This is a genomic window from Mycobacterium sp. 050272 (assembly GCF_039023525.1).
GTDB lineage: Bacteria > Actinomycetota > Actinomycetes > Mycobacteriales > Mycobacteriaceae > Mycobacterium.
Map to the genome: position 1 here is coordinate 122893 of NZ_JBCHKV010000011.1, position 15661 is coordinate 138553.

16 protein-coding genes are annotated in these 15661 nt (G+C 65.4%); 12 read left to right on the forward strand and 4 right to left on the reverse strand.

Annotation, left to right across the window (positions count from 1 at the left end):
• Positions 1-3 precede the first annotated feature (3 nt).
• Together ugpC and AAHS21_RS20690 are read left to right on the forward strand one after the other, a co-directional pair.
• The gene (gene ugpC, locus AAHS21_RS20685; protein ID WP_342929429.1) at positions 4-1074 is read left to right on the forward strand and encodes a sn-glycerol-3-phosphate ABC transporter ATP-binding protein UgpC; all 1071 of its coding nucleotides are present in this window, start codon (positions 4-6) and stop codon (positions 1072-1074) included.
• Positions 1071-2027: a patatin-like phospholipase family protein gene (locus tag AAHS21_RS20690; protein WP_342929430.1), complete on the forward strand. Its 957-nt coding sequence runs from the start codon at positions 1071-1073 to the stop codon at positions 2025-2027. Before ugpC ends, AAHS21_RS20690 begins: the two co-directional genes overlap by 4 nt.
• Here AAHS21_RS20690 and AAHS21_RS20695 read toward each other — a convergent pair.
• Positions 2024-2431 (reverse strand): DUF3349 domain-containing protein, encoded by a 408-nt coding sequence (locus AAHS21_RS20695; RefSeq protein ID WP_342929431.1) that lies wholly within the window; start codon positions 2429-2431, stop codon positions 2024-2026. The two genes, AAHS21_RS20690 and AAHS21_RS20695, sit on opposite strands and share 4 nt — an antisense overlap.
• A gap of 74 nt (positions 2432-2505) precedes the next feature.
• On the opposite strand from AAHS21_RS20695, the gene AAHS21_RS20700 reads away from it, so the two are divergent.
• The 9 genes from AAHS21_RS20700 to AAHS21_RS20740 all read left to right on the forward strand — a co-directional run bounded on the left by AAHS21_RS20700 (position 2506) and on the right by AAHS21_RS20740 (position 11293).
• Positions 2506-3339, forward strand: coding sequence for a DUF3097 family protein (locus AAHS21_RS20700; RefSeq protein ID WP_342929432.1), 834 nt, complete (start codon positions 2506-2508; stop codon positions 3337-3339).
• A 92-nt stretch (positions 3340-3431) separates the two neighbouring features.
• On the forward strand, positions 3432-5042 hold the full coding sequence (efeU, locus tag AAHS21_RS20705) for an iron uptake transporter permease EfeU (RefSeq protein WP_342929512.1): 1611 nt from the start codon (positions 3432-3434) through the stop codon (positions 5040-5042).
• Positions 5002-6264, forward strand: coding sequence for an iron uptake system protein EfeO (gene efeO / locus AAHS21_RS20710; RefSeq protein ID WP_342929513.1), 1263 nt, complete (start codon positions 5002-5004; stop codon positions 6262-6264). Before efeU ends, efeO begins: the two co-directional genes overlap by 41 nt.
• A gap of 2 nt (positions 6265-6266) precedes the next feature.
• Positions 6267-7580 carry an iron uptake transporter deferrochelatase/peroxidase subunit gene (gene efeB, locus AAHS21_RS20715; protein ID WP_342929433.1) on the forward strand — a complete coding sequence of 438 codons (1314 nt, stop codon included), beginning with the start codon at positions 6267-6269 and terminating at the stop codon, positions 7578-7580.
• Positions 7581-7742: 162 nt separating this feature from the next.
• Positions 7743-8267: an OsmC family protein gene (locus tag AAHS21_RS20720; protein WP_342929434.1), complete on the forward strand. Its 525-nt coding sequence runs from the start codon at positions 7743-7745 to the stop codon at positions 8265-8267.
• Positions 8268-8299: 32 nt separating this feature from the next.
• Complete coding sequence (locus tag AAHS21_RS20725) at positions 8300-9367, forward strand: acyl-CoA dehydrogenase family protein (RefSeq protein WP_342929435.1); 1068 nt, start codon at positions 8300-8302, stop codon at positions 9365-9367.
• 10 nt (positions 9368-9377) lie between these two features.
• A complete protein-coding gene (locus tag AAHS21_RS20730; RefSeq protein WP_342929436.1) occupies positions 9378-9992 on the forward strand; it encodes an RNA polymerase sigma factor in 615 nt (204 codons plus the stop codon).
• The gene (locus AAHS21_RS20735; protein ID WP_342929437.1) at positions 9989-10258 is read left to right on the forward strand and encodes a hypothetical protein; all 270 of its coding nucleotides are present in this window, start codon (positions 9989-9991) and stop codon (positions 10256-10258) included. The genes AAHS21_RS20730 and AAHS21_RS20735 overlap by 4 nt, the downstream gene beginning before the upstream one ends.
• 141 nt (positions 10259-10399) lie before the next feature.
• Positions 10400-11293, forward strand: a complete 894-nt coding sequence (locus AAHS21_RS20740; RefSeq protein ID WP_342929438.1) for a universal stress protein — start codon at positions 10400-10402, stop codon at positions 11291-11293.
• Here AAHS21_RS20740 and AAHS21_RS20745 read toward each other — a convergent pair.
• The 3 genes from AAHS21_RS20745 to AAHS21_RS20755 are packed head-to-tail and all read right to left on the reverse strand — an operon-like array spanning position 11265 to position 14886.
• Positions 11265-12824, reverse strand: a complete 1560-nt coding sequence (locus tag AAHS21_RS20745; RefSeq protein WP_342929439.1) for a bifunctional 3-(3-hydroxy-phenyl)propionate/3-hydroxycinnamic acid hydroxylase — start codon at positions 12822-12824, stop codon at positions 11265-11267. The two genes, AAHS21_RS20740 and AAHS21_RS20745, sit on opposite strands and share 29 nt — an antisense overlap.
• On the reverse strand, positions 12821-13756 hold the full coding sequence (locus AAHS21_RS20750) for a fumarylacetoacetate hydrolase family protein (RefSeq protein WP_342929440.1): 936 nt from the start codon (positions 13754-13756) through the stop codon (positions 12821-12823). Before AAHS21_RS20750 ends, AAHS21_RS20745 begins: the two co-directional genes overlap by 4 nt.
• On the reverse strand, positions 13753-14886 hold the full coding sequence (locus AAHS21_RS20755; RefSeq protein WP_342929441.1) for a VOC family protein: 1134 nt from the start codon (positions 14884-14886) through the stop codon (positions 13753-13755). The genes AAHS21_RS20750 and AAHS21_RS20755 overlap by 4 nt, the downstream gene beginning before the upstream one ends.
• A gap of 82 nt (positions 14887-14968) precedes the next feature.
• Between AAHS21_RS20755 and AAHS21_RS20760 the strand changes: the two genes are divergently transcribed.
• Positions 14969-15619, forward strand: a complete 651-nt coding sequence (locus tag AAHS21_RS20760) for a TetR/AcrR family transcriptional regulator (protein ID WP_342929442.1) — start codon at positions 14969-14971, stop codon at positions 15617-15619.
• Positions 15620-15661 lie beyond the last annotated feature (42 nt).

Consider the following 15661-nt stretch of genomic DNA (forward strand, 5'->3'; position numbering starts at 1 on the left):
ATCGTGGCGTCAGTGAGTTGGGAACAGGCGACACGACACTTCCCGGGCGCACAACGCCCGGCCCTGGACGGCCTCGATCTGTTTGTCGGCGACGGCGAGTTCGTCGTCCTGGTCGGGCCGTCCGGATGCGGCAAGACGACTTCATTGCGGATGGTCGCCGGACTGGAAACGCTGGACGCCGGATGTGTTCGCATCGGTGAGCGCGACGTAACTCATGTCGATCCCAAGGATCGCGACGTGGCGATGGTGTTCCAAAACTACGCGTTGTACCCGCATATGACGGTCGCGCAGAATATGGGTTTCGCGTTGAAGATCGCGAAAACCTCGAAGGCTGAAATCACCGATCGGGTGCTCGCCGCGGCGAAACTGCTTGACCTGGAACCATATCTGGATCGCAAACCCAAAGACCTCTCCGGCGGGCAACGCCAGCGGGTGGCGATGGGACGTGCGATCGTGCGGCGCCCGCACGTGTTCCTGATGGACGAGCCGCTGTCGAATCTCGATGCCAAACTCCGGGTGCAAACCCGCAATCAGATCGCCGCGCTACAGCGACGGCTTCAGACCACGACCGTCTACGTCACCCATGACCAGGTAGAGGCCATGACGATGGGGGACCGCGTGGCGGTGCTGCGCGACGGCGTGCTGCAGCAATTCGCGGCGCCACGCGAGCTCTACCGCAACCCCGCCAACGTGTTTGTGGCCGGATTCATCGGGTCGCCGGCAATGAACCTGTTCACTCTGCCGATCATCGATTCCGTTGTCTCGCTGGGGGATTGGCCCATCCAGCTGCCGCGTGAGATCGCCAACAGCGCGAGCGAGATCGTGGTCGGTGTCCGGCCGGAGCACTTCGAGCTGGGCGGCCTCGGTGTCGAGATGGAGGTCGACGTCGTCGAGGAGCTCGGGGCCGACGCCTACCTGTACGGCCGGATCACCGACTCGGCGAAGGCAATTGACCAGGACGTCGTCGCGCGCGCGGATGGGCGCAACCCGCCCCAGAAGGGCAGCCGGGTGCGGTTGCATCCGGAACCCGGGCATGTGCACTTCTTCGGGGTCGACGGCGAGCGGATCTCGTGAGTACGCAGCCCGTCGATCTGGTTTGCGAGGGCGGCGGCGTCCGGGGTATCGGCCTGGTGGGTGCGGTGGACGCGCTGTCCGCGGCCGGCTACCAGTTCCCTCGCGTGGCCGGGACGAGCGCGGGCGCGATCGTCGCATCGCTGGTGGCAGCCCTGCAGGCGGCGGGCGAGCCACTCAGCCGGCTCGCGGAGATCATGCGTTCGCTCGACTACCGAAAGTTTCTGGACCGCAACCTGATCGGGCATGTTCCGCTGATCGGTGGGGGACTGTCATTGCTGGTATCGGATGGGGTTTACCGCGGCGCCTATCTCGAACACCTGCTCGCCGGCTTGCTGGCCGACCTGGGTGTGCGGACCTTCGGCGACCTGCGCACCGGTGAAGAACCCGAGCAATTCGCGTGGTCGCTGGTCGTCACCGCCAGCGACCTGTCCCGGCGCCGGCTGGTGCGCATACCGTGGGACCTCGACTCCTACGGAATCGACCCGAACGACTTCTCCGTGGCACGCGCGGTGCACGCGTCGGCGGCTATTCCCTACGTGTTCGAACCGGTCCGGGTGGGCGGCGCAACCTGGGTCGACGGCGGCTTGTTGTCGAGTTTTCCGGTGGAGCTGTTCGACCGGGCTCAGCCGCGGTGGCCGACGTTCGGGATCCGGCTATCGGCACGGCCGGGCATTGCGCCCACGCATCCGGTGCACGGGCCGGTGTCGTTGGGCATCGCGGCGATAGAGACGCTGGTAAGCAATCAGGACAACGCCTACATCGACGATCCATGCACGGTGCGACGCACCATCTTCGTGCCCGCCGACGAGGTGAGCCCGATCGATTTCGACATCACCGCCGCGCAGCGCGACGCCCTGTACCAGCGTGGATTGGTCGCGGGCCAGGAGTTTTTGAAGACGTGGAACTATGCCGACTATCTGGCGGCCTGCGGCGGGCCGGTCGAACAGGGTTAACGCCGTGCGCACCCCATCGCATCGAGTCTTTGCTCGACGCGCACGATGTCGTCCAGCGAGGGCATCTCGTTCGTGATCCGAAAGATCGCGACTCCGACATCGACGGTGCCGACCGGCCCGGCTTTACGTGCCATGAATTCACTTGTGATGGTGGTGATTTCATCATCGGTGACGCGGCGGCGCAGCAGCGCCAACAGCGGCACGTAGCCGCGCTCCGGCGCCCCGGCCGGGTAGCCGGCGCGCAAAAACGCGACAGCCTTCGACACCAGGCCGGCAATCCCCATTGCTTCCACCTCATCAACTGCTGCGCGCAAGGCGCACTTAATTAACGTAGCAGCAAAGCGCTCATTCGCGGGTGGGACAACGCGGTCCTTACAGGTTTCGCGCCGATTTTGCCGCTTCATTAACGCCCGTCGGCAGGCGCTCATGGGCGCGCCGATCACCGATTTCGGTCGCGACCGTTCCTAGTATTGCCCGCGTGATGGATCGTTACGGAACCGATGTCCTGGCCGCCGCTCGGCGCAAGCCACGTTCGGCCGAACACCCAGCTGAGCTGGGACTTGTTGTCGAGGATGTCGAGACAGGCTACGTCGGTGCGGTGGTGCGGGTCGAGTACGGACGCATCGACCTCGAAGACCGGCATGGCCACGTCCGAGGCTTTCCGCTCGGGCCCGGATACCTGCTGGAGGGGCGTCCGGTGATCCTCACCGAGCCGCGCCGCGCGGCGCCGGCGGCCGCGAGCCGTACCGCGTCCGGATCCGTCGCGGTGCCGGGCGCTCGCGCCCGCGTCGCGCGCGCCAGCCGGATCTACGTCGAAGGCCGTCACGACGCGGAACTCATTGCGCAGGTCTGGGGCGAGGACCTGCGTATCGAAGGTGTCGTCGTCGAGCATCTCGGAGGCGTCGACGATTTGGTGGGCATCGTCGCAGAGTTCGCTCCCGGTCCGGGGCGCCGGCTCGGCGTTCTCGTCGATCACCTCGTCACGGGTTCGAAGGAGGCACGCATTGCCGAGGCGGTGCGCCGGGGACCCGGCGGGCCCGACACGCTGGTCGTCGGCCATCCCTACGTCGACATCTGGCAGGCGGTGAAGCCGCAACGGCTCGGCCTGACTGCCTGGCCCGAGGTGCCGCGGCACCTCGAATGGAAGCACGGCGTGTGCCAGGCGCTTCGCTTGCCGCACGCCAACCAGGCCGACATCGCCCGGGCGTGGCAGCGCATCCGGTCGCGGGTGCGGGACTGGAACGACCTGGAACCCGCACTGATCAGCAAAGTCGAAGAACTCATCGACTTCGTGACCGAGCCGGGTCGCTGACGCGGGCGGGAAGTGCCGGCGCTCTTAATCACGACGGCAAGTTAGGTTAGGCTAAGTCGAAGGTCCCGATCCACGGGATGGGAATCGGACGCATGCAAGGCGTATTCGGCGTTTTCCTCGGCACGTTCCTCATCGGCCTGCGCGAAGGCCTGGAGGCGACGCTCATCGTGAGCATCGTTGCGGCCTTCCTCAAGCGAAACGGGCAGTCGACCCGCCCGATGTTTGCCGGCGTGGCCTTGGCGGTGCTGATCAGCGTTGCGGTCGGCGTCGGTCTGGATCTGTTCTCGGCGACGCTTCCGCAGGCCCAGCAGGAGATGATGGAGACGGTCATCAACGCCATTGCCGTGGTGTTCGTGACCTCGATGATCATCTGGATGAACCGCAACTCCAGGCGGCTCAAAGGCGAACTCGAGCGCGAAGCCCAACAGGCGCTCAACCGTGGCGGGGCGCTCGCGCTCGTCGCGATGGCCTTCCTCGCCGTCCTCAAGGAGGGCTTCGAGACATCGGTCTTCCTGCTGGCGGCTGCCCAGACGTCGCACGGCAACCGGTGGTTCGCCGTGCTGGGCGGTGCGGTCGGGCTCGGGGCGTCGATCGTGCTGGGTGTCGGCCTGTACTTCGGCGGTCTGAAGCTCAATCTCGGCCGCTTCTTCCGAATCACCGGGGTATTCCTGGTGCTGATCGCCGCCGGACTGGTGCTGGGCGCGCTGCGCACCGCACACGAGGCGGGCTGGGTGACCATCGGCCAGCAGCAGGTGCTCGACTTCTCGTCCTGGATACCGAGCCAGTCCGTGCTGGGCGCGTTGCTCGCCGGCGTGTTCGGCATCCCCACCGACCCCCGCCTCATCGAGGTGCTGGGGTGGCTGCTGTACGCGGTGCCCGTGCTCGTCGTCTTCCTGTGGCCCGAGCGCCTGGCCGCGACGCCGCGAAGCCGCTCCCGGCTACAGCTGGCCGCCGCGGCGGTGCTGGTCATCATCGCGGCGATGCTGGCGGCGATGACGCCCGCGGGTAGCTCGTCGCCGAGCGCGCGGACGCGCACCGTCATCGACCACTCCGGCCACACCGCTCAGGTGTCGATCACGACCGGGCCGCACGGACGCGAATTGATTCTCACCGACGAAGACACCCCGACCGGCCGTCGTATCCCGCTGATCCCGGCGGACGACCAAACCGTGGACGGGTTGCCGGTCCAGGCGTGGCAGGCTTCCGAGCCCGCCGGCGCCGATGGCGCGCCGGCCGTAACGCTGGATCAGTTGCGAAACATGGCGGGGGGCCGGCTGCCGGTCGGTCTCGCGCCCGGCCGCACGCCGGGGCCGTTTGTGGGGCAATGGGCGACGACTACCGCGTATACCGTTCTTACGCGAGGCGATTTCGTGATCAGCGCGCAGGCGACGAGCAACCGCACGGCGATCTTGACCGGCGGTGGGCTGACCGGAGCCAAGACCGTCAGTCTCGGCGGGCTAGCAACGGACTGGTCGACCGCCGCCGCCGAAGATCAGTCGACCGCCGCCCAAATCGCCGCCGGCACCCAGAAGCACGCCGAGCGACAGTTGTGGCGGGTCTGGCTTCCGTTGGTACTGGCCTGCTTTGCGCTGGCTTGTGCCCTGGGCGCCATAATCTCGATGCGCAGCGACGCGCGAGCCCTACAGGAGAGGAAAACGAGTGATAGCGAATCGCACCGCCCGGGCAAGGTCGCGGTCTCGTGAATTCTGGCTTACCGCACCGGCTTTGGTTTCCAGCGCGGTGTTGGCCGCGGCCGGCTGCAACCACTCGAGCCCAGCCGCGGGCCCCCCGCCGTCTCGACAAGCCAGTCCGACCGGCGGGACGAACGCCGTCAAAGTAACGATGGCCAACAGCAGTGGAAAAGACGGTTGTGCCCTGGACACCACCAGCGTGCCGGCCGGCCCGGTGACCTTCACCGTCGTCAACACCAGCGCGCCGGGCATCAGTGAGATGGAGTTGCTCCGAGATCAGCGCATCGTTGGTGAGAAGGAGAACCTCGCACCCGGATTGAACCCGGTGTCATTCACCGTCACTCTGGACGGCGGCTCGTATCAACTGTATTGCCCCGGAGCGAGTGTGGAATACCAAACCCTGTCGGTGACCGGTCAGGCGCCCGCAGGGCCGACGGGCACGGTGGCGAGCATCCTGGGTCAGGGCACCAGGGACTACGCGACCTACATTGTGACTCAGATCGGCCAGCTCAGTGACCAAGTGAAGGCACTCGATGCCGCCATCCAGTCCGGCAACCTCGACGCCGCCAGGGCGGCCTACGCCAAAGCCCGACTGTTCTATGAGCGCGCGGAATCCAGCGTCGAAGGCTTCGTCCTGCCGGGCTTCGCGGTCGGCGACAACGCGGGCAGCCTGGACTATCTGATCGACATGCGCGCTTCCACTCCGGTGGACGCCAAAGTCGGGTGGAAGGGCTTCCACGCGATCGAGCGCGACCTGTGGCAGGATAACGCGATCACGCCCGGTACCAAGGCGTTGAGCACCGAATTGGTCAGTAACGTAGGAAAATTGAAAGATGTAGTCTCCGGCTTACAGTACAAGCCGGAAGACTTGGCCAACGGTGCAAGTGATTTGATCGAAGAGGTGCAGAACACCAAGATCACCGGTGAGGAAGAGGCATTCAGTCACATTGACCTGGTTGACTTCTCGGGCAATGTCGAAGGCGCCCAACAGGCTTACGCGTCACTTCGGCCGGGCTTGGAGAAGATCGACGCCAACTTGGTCAGCCAGATCGATCAGCAGTTCCGTGCGGTGCTCAGTGTGCTGGACGGCTACCGCGACCCCGCCGCGCTGGGCGGCTACCGGACATACACTCCGGTACTGCAGGGTAGCGATGCGCCGAAACTGACCGCGGTGATTCAGCCGCTGCACCAGAGCCTGTCCATGGTTGCTCAAAAAGTGGTCTCCGCCAACTGATCATGGCTGACGACGAACTGGTTGAACCTGACGGCGTTGAGACGCCCGCCGATGAAGCGTCGGTATCGCGGCGGCGGATGCTCGGTGGCGCGATGCTGGCCGGTCTCACCGGGACCGCGATCGGCGCCGTCGGTGGCGGGTTCGCCGGATATGCGTCCGCGACAGCCCACCACGGCGGCTCGGATGCTGGAGACGACATCGTGGACATGCGCCGTAGCTATCCTTTCTACGGCCAGGTGCATCAGGGCGGAATCGCCACGCTCCCACAGCGTTACGCCGTCTTCATGTCGTTCTCGTTGGCTTCGGCCGCGGTTCGCGCCGATGTCCAAGGGCTGCTGGCGCGCTGGTCGGCCGCGGTGGCGGTGCTGCAGCAGGGTAAGCCCGTCGGCACGGTTGCGCCGCAGGTCGAAGTGCAACCTCCCACCGACACCGGGGAGGCCTACGGACTGAGCCCCGCCAGCCTCACCGTGACGATCGGATTGGGGCCGTCACTGTTTGGTGATCGGTTCGGTCTTGGCGCGCGGCGTCCGGCGGTATTCACCGATCTGCCGCCGCTCAACGGGGACAACCTCGATCAGAGGCTGCACGGTGGCGATCTGTCGGTGCAAGCCTGCGCAGACGACCCGCAGGTCTGCTACCACGCGGTGCGCAATCTGGCCCGCCTCGGGCGCACCATCGTGTCGCCGTTCTGGGCGGTGCTGGGCTTCGGCCGAGCCTCCGCCGGCCCCGGTCAGCAGACCCCGCGAAACCTGTTGGGATTCAAGGACGGTACCCGCAACGTCGCCACCGAGTCAGAGTACGAGCGTTTCGTCTGGGTCGACAACAGCGACCAGCCGTGGATGAACGGCGGCACCTATCAGGTGGTCCGCAAGATCCGGATGCTGCTCGAGACGTGGGACGTCGACCGGATCGGCAACCAGCAGAGGATCTTCGGCCGTACCAAGCAGGAAGGAGCGCCGCTGAGCGGCAAGGCCGAATTCGACACGCCGAATTTCGCCGCCAAAGGCGCCGACGGCGAACCGCTGATCGATCCGCGCTCACACGTCGGCTTGGCTGCCCGGGAAAACAACGACGGGATCATGATCCGCCGCCGCTCGTACAACTACACCGACGGCCTGGACCCCAACGGCCAACTGAACGCCGGACTGCTGTTCGTCTCGTATCAAAAAGATCCGCAAGATTTTATTCGTTTGCAGAACCGGTTGGGCGCCAACGACCTACTCAACGAGTACATCCGTCACATCGGATCAGCTATCTTCGCAGTGCCGCCCGCGCCGGCAGAAGGCCACTACATCGCGCAAACCCTGTTCGACTGAGCAAATCTCGGGTGGGCTCGGTGGGCACCGACGGCACGGCCGTTTCGGGCAGCGGCAATCTTGCGTCGTCCACCTAAATCACACTGACCCGCCGTCACGCACGGGGATCAACCGAGCACTAACCCGGTGGAGACCAGAATCAGCGAGAAACGGAGGAACTCCATGACCGACGCGCTCGTCATCGACGCGGAAGGGCTTGACCGGCTGTCCTGTAATGCCAAGGCCGATCCCGCCACCGGCAAGAAGACCCTGAAGGCCAAAACGGTGTGTGAAGCCGGGTTTCGCAACATGACCTACGTGCGCGACCTCGCACCACTGCTCGTCGGGGAACCACCCGCATTGCTGGGCGACGACTCCGCGCCCAATCCTTCCGAGACCGCCCTGGCCGCCCTGGGGTCCTGCATCTCGGTCGGGCTGTTGGCCAACGCCACCCACCGCGGTGTGACGCTCACCAAGATCGAGGTCGAGATGGAAGGCGACATCGACATCTCCGCGGTGTGGGGAGTCGGCGACACCCCGGACGGCAAGGTGCTCGGCTTCACCGCGGTCCGCTGCAAGGTGGCGTTGGCCGGTGACACCGATGACGAGACGCTCAGGCAGATCCACGACAACGCCATCGCCTGGTCGCCGGTAGTGAACACCTTCAGCCGCCCCGCGAGCGTCGACTCGACTCTGGTCATCGATTAGTCCGGGAAACACACCGAACAGGAGTCCGTGCCGTGACCTCAACCGTGGATGCCGCAGTCGAGCGGCTCGATCCAGAGCTGCTGGCAGACATTCGTGCCCATGCGAGCGCACTGGACCGCTGCGAGCAAACCTCGCGCCGCAGCTTCACTCGGCTGGGTGCGGCCGGCCTGCTTGGCCTCGGCGCCCCGGGAAACTCCGACGGGCGGCTCCCTCAGATGGCCGATGTCATCGGCCTGATCTCCGCAGAGTGCATGAGCACGGGGTTCTCGGTGTGGGCCAATCGCATGGCGCTGGAGTATCTCCTCACGGCCGCAACGCCATTCAGCCTCGCGGCGGCCCAGTCGCTGCTTGCCGGAACCGCGCTGGGCGTGACCGGAATGGCTTCAGCGTTCAAGGAGGCGGCCGGTTGCGGCACCCTCGATCTCACCGCAGCAGCGGTCGATGGTGGATACCGGCTGAACGGTTCGATCAGGTGGGCCAGCAATCTCTATCCCGACTCGACGATGGTGACCGCGGCGCGCACCGATACGGGCGAGAGGTTGATCGTGGCGCTTCGGCTGGATACGCCGGGCGTTACGGTCGGTGACCACTTCGACCTGTTGGCACTGGGGAGCACGGCGTCGTCATATCTGACGTTGGACAACGCACATGTGAGTTCGGAACAGGTGCTGTCTAATGGCTTTGACGCGTTCCTGCAGACGGTGCGACCGACTTTTCTCGTGCTGCAGTCGGCGATGTGCCTGGGGCTGGCCCGGACCACCGTCGAGCAGAGCAAGCTCGGGCTCACCGGGGTCAACTCGGTGTTCACCGCCGAGGTCGACGCCATCGCGGACAAGCTCGCGGCGGCGGAGACGACGCTGGCCGAGTTGGCCGGTGCGGTCGGCGGAGCGAACTCGCCGTCGAAGCGCGAACTGCTGTCGCTGCGTCTTGCCGCTGCTGAATTATCCAGTGCCAGTGCTAATTTAGAAATCCGCACCGCCGGTGGCAAAGGGTATGCGAGCCGGACGTCGGCGAGTCGCCGCTACCGGGAGGCGGCGTTCATCCCGGTGCAGTCGCCGTCGGAGGCGCAATTGCGCTGGGAACTGGGCAGATGCGCTTGAGTTCGGGCCGATGGTGAGCCAGGTGGCGGTGCCTCCGGAGGACACTGCGCACCTGGTCGGCGGGATACCGCTGGCCAGTTTGGTCCGTGATTTTCACCGGCCGATGGTGAATTTCGCTCGCACGATGGTGGATTCGACGGCGGTAGCCGAAGAGGCGGTGCAAGAGGCGTGGGTGCAGGTTTTGCAGTCGTCGGCTTCGTTCGAAGGGCGCTCCTCGGTGGGCACCTGGTTGTTCGCAATCGTCAAAAACACCGCTTCGCGTCATCGCCGCCGTGAATCCCGGATTCGGGACCACGAGGTGCTGTCCGCCACCGAGACCGACCCGCTCGCCGGCCGGATGCATCCGGCCGGCCATCCCGACGCCGGGCATTGGAGTGACCCGCCGTCGCGGCGCTTTCTTCCGGAGGACCGCACCGTGGCCCGGGAGCTGATCGGCTACGTGCGGGCGGCGCTGGAGGCGCTGCCCGCACGGCAGCGCCAGCTCGTCATCCTGCGTGACCTCGTCGGAACGTCTGCCGAAGAGGCGGCGGCGATCCTCGGCCTCTCCGCCGAGGGGCAGCGCGCACTTCTGTACCGCGCGCGGGGCAACCTTCGTAATGAACTAGAGAAGTGGCACCGCCAATGACCGTCCACGACAACACAGTTCCCGCCATCGACTGCGTGGATTTCGTCCGGCTGGTCGACGACCTGGTCGACTCCAGTGCCGACCAGTGGGGTCCCATCGTGGCTAAACACCTCGAGGATTGCCCGCCGTGTCTGGTTTATCTGCAACAGATGGCCGACCTCAAGGTTCTGCTCACTCACGTCTTTGACGGGCAGAAGCTCAGCGAGGACCACATCGCCGGATTCGTCAACGCGATCAACAAGCTCAAGGACAGTCGGCACCGATAGCGCCGCAACGCCGAAAGCCGCCGGTCAATCCGCTGCTGCCCAGTTCACGAAGGTCCTGAAGTCCCGGTGGTTGGGGACCAAAGCCTCACGACCGCACACCCCGATGGTCAATAGCGTTACTCCCGACGAAAGGAGTACGAAATGTCGGCACCTGTCAAAAAACTCGGCATCGTTGTCGCGGTCGATGGCTCACCCGCATCGGATACCGCCGTTGTCTGGGCGGCCCGCGACGCCGCGATGCACAACATTCCGCTGACCCTTTTCCACGCGGTGGTTACTCCCACCACCACTTGGCCGCCGGTTCCCTATCCCGACTCGCTGTTGGTCAAGCTGGAAGATGATTGCCGCCAGCAACTCGCTCACGCATTCAAGTTGGCCGAGGAGGCGATGCCGGCAGGCCGTAAGGTCACCATTACCAAGGAGTTTGTCTACTCGACTCCGGCGCTGGCCCTGATCAAGATGTCCGACGACGCCGAGATGATCGTCGTCGGCAGCTCGGGTCGCGGGCTGCTGGCGCGTGGTGTGCTCGGTTCGGTCAGTTCAACCGTGGTGCGCCACGCTAAGTGCCCGGTCGCGGTCATCCGTGACGAAGACGTGCCGGACCCGCAGCACGGCCCCGTTCTGGTGGGAATCGATGGTTCACCGGCGTCGGAACTCGCAACGGCGATCGCGTTCGATCAAGCGTCGCACCGGGGAGTCGATCTGGTGGCGCTGCACGCCTGGAGTGATGTCGCAATCCTCGAACTTCCAGCATTCGACTGGGAGTCGGTCGAGGCCGAGGCCGAGCGCAGCCTCACCGAAAGACTGGCCGGTTGGCACGAACAATATCCCGATGTCACCGTGCGCCGTGTGCTGGCTCGGGACCTGCCCGCCCAACAGATCATTCAACAGACGAAGTCTTTAGAAGCGCAGCTGGTGGTGGTGGGCAGTCACGGCCGCGGTGGTCTCACCGGTCTGATCCTGGGCTCGGTCAGCAATACCGTTCTGCATTCGGTGTTGGTGCCGATCATCGTTGCGCGGCCGACGCAGGTGTAGCACCGAATCGGCCATTCACGACGCTACATGCCCATGCGCACAGCGCGCAGATGTCGCGCCCCGCGCGCATGACCGTCCGATCCGGGCGGACCAGCGCGGCGGTGGCGTGGCCTTCGTGCAGCCAACGCGCCAGCTCGTCGCCTGGCTGGGCAACCAGCACGATGAAGCCGCGCTGCGCAAGCGCGGCTTCATCGGCGGCGCTCGGACTGCGGATGGTGATCAGGCCGAAGCCGCTTCCCAATACCTCGTCGAGCCGCTGATCGTCGCCCAGCCGCGGGTTCGGGCATAGCGTGCCGGCCAGGTGGCCGGGCTGGCGTGATCTGCACACCAGCGCGGAAGAAGACAGTGCCGGTGTGGTGGAGTCGACCACCTTGTCGCGCAGGCCAGGGATCAGCCGCAGCCGGGGCAGCACCACGCGGCGTAGCGCATTGCCCACCCGGGCGCCGCCGGTCATCGCACGACCGACGTTGAGCGCCAACCGAATCAGGCTTCGGGTGTGCGGTTTACGTTCCTGCTCATAGGTGTCCAGCACGGCTGGAGCAAGATTGCCGTGGTGTACCCCGGCGATCTTCCAGGCCAGATTCATCGCGTCGCGCACCCCGGCTCCCATGCCCTGGCCGATAAACGGGGGAGTGAGGTGCGCCGCGTCACCGAGGATGAAGATGTTTCCCCGGCGCCAGCGCTCGGCGATCTGGGCGCGAAACGTGTACTCCGCGACGCGCAGCAGCGCCAGTTCGTGGTCCTCGACACCGGCGGTCCAAGGTTTGATCAGTGGCCACAAGGCAGTCAAAGTGCCGAATTGGTCGGCACTTTCGCCGTCGAGCAACTGAAACTCCCAGCGGTAGCGTGACGCTCCGATGCGCATGTAGGTGCCCGCGCGCACCGGATCGCACACCTGGTGCACGCCTTCCCACTGGCGCAGGTCGGCGTCGGTGGCGACGTCGACCACCAGCCAGCGCTGTTCGAAGTTCAAATCCTTGATCGTTGAGCCTATTTGGGCGCGCACCAGGCTGTTGGCTCCGTCGCAACCCAGCAGGTAGTGGGTATCGACCTGGTGCACCGCGCCGTCGGTGCGGTCGGTGAAGGTGACGCGCACGTATTCGTCGGTGTCGGTCACATCGGTAACCTCGGCGTCGCCGCGCAGCTGAGCCTGCGGGTGCCGCTTGAGGTTTGCCCGCAGCAGTGCCTCCAACTCCGGTTGGTCGAACATGTTGGCCTGCGGAAATCCATTGCGGCTGTGAGCGGTGTCGCGAGTGAACTCGGCGAGGACGCGAAGACGACCGTCGAGCAATCGCAAGCCCAGCGTCGGCCGGGAAATAGCCGCAAACTCATCGGTGATGCCGAGCCGGGCGATAATGCGGTAAATCTCGTCATCTAGATGGACGGCGCGTGGTTGTTGATAGACGCCGCGCCAGCGATCGAGGATCAGGGTGTCAACGCCGTACTGCGCCAACAGTGTGGCGGCGGTGATACCGGTAGGTCCGGCGCCGACAACCACGACGGGAACGCGCCGAATTGCCTTAGCGCTCACGCGAATCGGACTGCGTTGCGCTGTGTCCCGAGGTCGATGGCTCCGTCATCGGTGGCGACCGATGCCTCGACGATGTCACCGTGTCGCAGATAATTCGGGTTGCCGGCCTGACGACTGAAGAACACCTTCCACTTGAGGGAGGTCGGCAGCAGGTTCCCGATCATCGCCAGCGGCTTGGGCGGAGCACTGAGCGCGGTGCCGGCCGGGGTGCCGGTGAGCACCAAGTCGCCCGGGGCGAGTTCCTGGAACTGGGTGAGTGACTGCAGAGCTTGCAGCGGCCGATACAACATGTCCCCGTCGACCAGCGCGTTCTGCCGTTCGACGCCGTTGACGCGCAGCCGCAGCCGCAGATCGCCGAAGCGGGCGAGCTCGTCGGCTGTCAGCAACACCAGCTCCGGTCCCACCGGGGTGAACGTCGGATACGACTTGGCCTCGTAGAACTGGGTTTGCGGAAGCTGGACGTCGCGCGCCGAAACATCGTTGGTGACCACCAATCCGGCGATGAACTCGGCCAAGTTCGCCTCGGAAATGGTGGTGCCGACCGGGATTGCACGCCCGATCACCAACCCGATTTCCACCTCGTAGTCGAGCAAACGGACGTGTGGGGGTTTGACGATCTCGTCGAACGGACCGGTGATCGATGCCGAGGCCTTGCGAAAGAACGTCAGCGGAACCGATGCCGGGTCCATGCCCGCGTCCCTGACGTGCGACTCGAAGTTGGTCATTTGAGCCACTACTCGGCACGGCCGGGTCACCGGCGAGAGCAATGGGAGGTCGGTTATCGGCACGGTGTCGGTCTGTATGGCGGCTTCGATTGCCGCCCGGTCCATCAGCAGCGCGCCGGTCGTCGTCGCCGCGGTGTCGATCTTGGCCGCACCCGTACCGGTTTTGAGCCACCAGGCGTCGGCGGTACGCAGGACGGAAACGGTCATGATGTGGGTACTTTCAGTAGGCCGATGAGGCGGCGGATATCGAACTCGTTGCGGGCGCGCAGCGCGGTGATCATCGAAACCAGTTCGTGGCGAGCCGATTTCAGATCAGTTCCTAAAAAGTCTCTGGTCGCCGCAGGTCCCCACTGGGCCAAGCCGGACGCGCGAAACGGTGCCCAGCCGGGTTCGACGGTGTTGTCGAACAGATCTCCGTCGGCGAAGTGCTCGACCAGAAATCCGTCGGGATCGCGCCAATAGTCGAAGATCTGGCTGCCCTGGATGTGCCTGCCGATTCCCCACGACCGAAAGTAGCCACGCTCGTGCAGGTATTCGCCGCCCGCGGCCAGGGCATCGAGATCGCTGACCTGATAAGCGGAATGGACGTAGCGGTTCGCCGGACCCAGAGCCAGCGCCAGCGTGTGGTGATCGGCGGGGGTCGCACCTCGATCGCACCGGATGAAGCTCATGGTCGGTCCGCGCTCGCGTTGACCCGGAAAGAACAGGAAGTCGCTGACGACCATCCCCAGATTGTCCAGATACCAGTTCAGGGTTTCGACGTACTTCGTGGTCTGCAGCACCAGGTGACCCAGCCGTTGCACTCGGGCGGGCACCCGTGCCGGGCGCTGGCCGGTGTTGATCCGTTGCGGGTGGTCTCCGAAGTTGAACGTGTGGAGCTGCTGGCTCGGCAGTTCCGGCAATTCGTGCATGCCGGCGACCACCCGGACCGGCATGCCGGTGGGGTCGACCAAGTCGACCGACAGGCCGCCGAGGGAATCCGGCAGCGGCCGCGCGCGGGTGCCGTACGTGTCGGCCAGGCGCAACACGTCGGCCTCGTCGCCGGCCCGAAAGGCCGCACCGGTGAACCGCGTTCGCGGACCGCGGCGCACGATCACACAGGGTGCACCCGCCCGGGTGCCACGGAGCTGGATTTCGTCCGGGCCGCGCTGGGCCGATTGAAACCCGAAGGCCCGCGCGAATGCCTCGGAGCGGGGCAGATCCGGCTTCTCGAACTCGAGCCATGCGATGTCGACGACCTTGATCACCGGGTTCCGGGACCGGCCGCTGGGTTCACCCGGGAGTGCGCCCTGCTCGCTGTGCAGATCCCGGTGCGTGGCGTTGGCTTGAGTAAACATAACTGACGAAATCGTCACATACGAGACAATGCTCAGTCAAGGTTTCTGACGAAATCCTCAAAAGTGATGCATACTTTGTGAGATGAGCGCGATGCCCGAGGAAGCCGACCCGCCCAATCGGCTGGAGCGGCGCAAGCAGCGCACCCGGGCGGCGTTGATTCAGGCGGCGCAGCGGTTGATCGCCGAGGGCAAACTCAACGTGCCGGTACTCGAGATCACCCAGGCCGCCGACGTCGGAATGGGTTCCTTTTACAACCACTTTGACACCAAGGAGGAGTTGTTCGAGGCCGCGGTCGCCGACGTGCTCGATGCCCACGGGGCGATGCTGGACCGGTTGACCGAATCGATCGAGGATCCGGCGGAAACCTTCGCCGCCAGTTTCCGGCTGACCGGTCGGCTATTTCGTCAGCGACCCCAGGAAAGCGACATTCTGCTCGCGCATGGGCCCGCATTGCTGTCGTCCGACCGCGGCCTGGCTCCCCGGGCGCTGCGCGATATCAAGGCCGGCGTCGATGCGGGCAGGTTTGATGTCGACGACCCGGAACTTGCCCTCGCCATGGCCGGCGGTGCACTGCTCGGGCTCGGAAAGCTACTGCGCGACGACCCGGGCCGCGACGACGCGCGTGCGGCCGACACCGTCACCGAAAATGTGCTGCGCCTGTTCGGGTTGGGGGCCGACGAGGCCCGCGACGTTTGTCGGCGCCCGCTGCCCGACGTGTTCAGCCAGGGCTAGATCCCAACTACAAGACAAGCCGGGCATGTCGATGTTCTGGCG

Excerpts from the sequence above, each read along its gene's own strand:
- AAHS21_RS20755 (WP_342929441.1), bottom strand. The coding sequence starts at position 14,886 with ATGTTTACTCAAGCCAACGCCACGCACCGGGATCTGCACAGCGAGCAG.
- AAHS21_RS20720 (WP_342929434.1), top strand. The coding sequence starts at position 7,743 with ATGACCGACGCGCTCGTCATCGACGCGGAAGGGCTTGACCGGCTGTCC.
- AAHS21_RS20760 (WP_342929442.1), top strand. The coding sequence starts at position 14,969 with ATGAGCGCGATGCCCGAGGAAGCCGACCCGCCCAATCGGCTGGAGCGG.
- AAHS21_RS20695 (WP_342929431.1), bottom strand. The coding sequence starts at position 2,431 with ATGAAGCGGCAAAATCGGCGCGAAACCTGTAAGGACCGCGTTGTCCCA.
- AAHS21_RS20730 (WP_342929436.1), top strand. The coding sequence starts at position 9,378 with ATGGTGAGCCAGGTGGCGGTGCCTCCGGAGGACACTGCGCACCTGGTC.
- efeU (WP_342929512.1), top strand. The coding sequence starts at position 3,432 with ATGCAAGGCGTATTCGGCGTTTTCCTCGGCACGTTCCTCATCGGCCTG.
- AAHS21_RS20750 (WP_342929440.1), bottom strand. The coding sequence starts at position 13,756 with ATGACCGTTTCCGTCCTGCGTACCGCCGACGCCTGGTGGCTCAAAACC.
- AAHS21_RS20740 (WP_342929438.1), top strand. The coding sequence starts at position 10,400 with ATGTCGGCACCTGTCAAAAAACTCGGCATCGTTGTCGCGGTCGATGGC.
- efeB (WP_342929433.1), top strand. The coding sequence starts at position 6,267 with ATGGCTGACGACGAACTGGTTGAACCTGACGGCGTTGAGACGCCCGCC.
- AAHS21_RS20735 (WP_342929437.1), top strand. The coding sequence starts at position 9,989 with ATGACCGTCCACGACAACACAGTTCCCGCCATCGACTGCGTGGATTTC.